At 43.3% G+C, this 1,486-nt stretch carries 2 protein-coding genes; both read right to left on the minus strand.

Annotated elements, in window-relative coordinates; translation table 11 throughout:
* Window positions 1–121: 121 nt before the first annotated feature.
* Entirely contained in the window at window positions 122–511 is a 390-nt protein-coding gene (locus CS022_RS24540; RefSeq protein ID WP_129124476.1) for a hypothetical protein, read from the minus strand.
* Window positions 512–623: 112 nt separating this feature from the next.
* Entirely contained in the window at window positions 624–1,103 is a 480-nt protein-coding gene (locus tag CS022_RS25665) for an immunity protein TriTu family protein (protein ID WP_201746393.1), read from the minus strand.
* Window positions 1,104–1,486: the final 383 nt, after the last annotated feature.

The following is a 1,486-nucleotide window of genomic DNA, read 5'->3' on the forward strand; positions in this document are numbered from 1 at the left end:
ACAAACCTGCGGCGATGAAAAGAGGAATTTGGCGACTAAACCTTGAGACTCAAAACTCTAAAATTGATGGGGGATAACGTCGCAATAACTGGCGTTTACTAAATCACTGCTTAATCCTGTGTTATTTGATGGGACCAGAAACAAGTTCAATTGCCCCTGATTGGTTTATTGTAATGGTGTCATTAAAGTTCATGCCGCCGGTGACATAGCCAAGACTTGGCTCAGTATATGCAACGCCACCTTGCAAAGTTACGGTTACTGAGTAGCTACTGTCATGAAGGTTTTCAAAGTGGCACTTAATTTCACCACCAACCCCAAGCTGCTTAACACTGCAAGACTGCCCCGCAACTGATATATGAGCTGACTGAAGATTCTGACCAGAAGAGTTCACAAACGTTAGAGATGCTCCTTTGCCCGAAAACATACTGTGACGAACGGAGAGGATAAGTACAAGTCCAATCAGTATGACCAACAAAAATACGATAGTAGAAAATTTAAAAAAAGCTTTCATATTGATTCCCATAACGCCTCGCTTAACCGGCGCAATATAGCAGGCTAAAATTAGCGACGAAGGAGCGCAAGCCTGCTGTTTTGCGTCCTTTGGTTAAAGCGTTTGTTATGTTTTAGGGCTCATAAGTTGCTACTTCGCTGAACCACCAGTTTAATTTGTCATCGAGCTGCCATGACTCAGGGGTTTCAAAAATTTTCTGGATTACTTGTGTTTCCGTTTCGACATCCAAAGCCTCAACCGATAAACTCCCGCTTTCCCACAACGTTGCTCTGGAAAGTAACCCATTACCATCTACTTTGATATAACGAGCTTTAACAGAATCACCAAGTTCTTCCGTGATAGAAACGACATAGCCTTCTGTTCCAAATATTTTGGACTTAGAGTCCTTCCATTTGTCTAGATATGTGAATAGCTTATTCATAATGAAACATAACGCCTGCCAGCACAGGCAAAAAATTGCGGAGCTTTTTTGTCCTGTGGCCGCATTTGTTAGCCCTTGCTCCATGTCTTTCGCGGCTTGCAGCCAGCACCTTTTGAAAAAGCTACCGCATTTAGCTTCGCCGCAAACATCGTTTAAACCACCAAGAAACAACAACCTTAACTTGAATTCAAATGTGTAATTGGAATTTCAGACACGCAACGCAAACAAAGGTTGTTCACCAATTTCGACACAAACCTGCGGCTATGAAAAAGGGAATTTGGCAGATAAACCTTGGGACTAAAACCTCTAAAATTGATGGGGGCTAACGCCTGCCAGCACAGGCAAAAAATGGCGGAGCGGTTTTTTGTCCTGTGGCTGCATTTGTTAGCCCCATGCTCCATGTCTTTGGCGGCTTGCCGCCAGCACCTTTTGAAAAAGCTACCGCATTTCGCTTTGCCGAAAACCGTGTTTAAGCCACCAAGAGACAACAACCTGAACATGAATTCAAATGTGTAATTGGAATTTCAGACACGCAACGCAAACAAAGGTTGTTC

This window comes from Veronia nyctiphanis, from assembly GCF_004116385.1.
GTDB classification, from domain to species: domain Bacteria; phylum Pseudomonadota; class Gammaproteobacteria; order Enterobacterales; family Vibrionaceae; genus Veronia; species Veronia nyctiphanis.

Coding starts and splice junctions, on each gene's coding strand:
- CS022_RS24540 (WP_129124476.1), bottom strand. CDS start 511: ATGAAAGCTTTTTTTAAATTTTCTACTATCGTATTTTTGTTGGTCATA.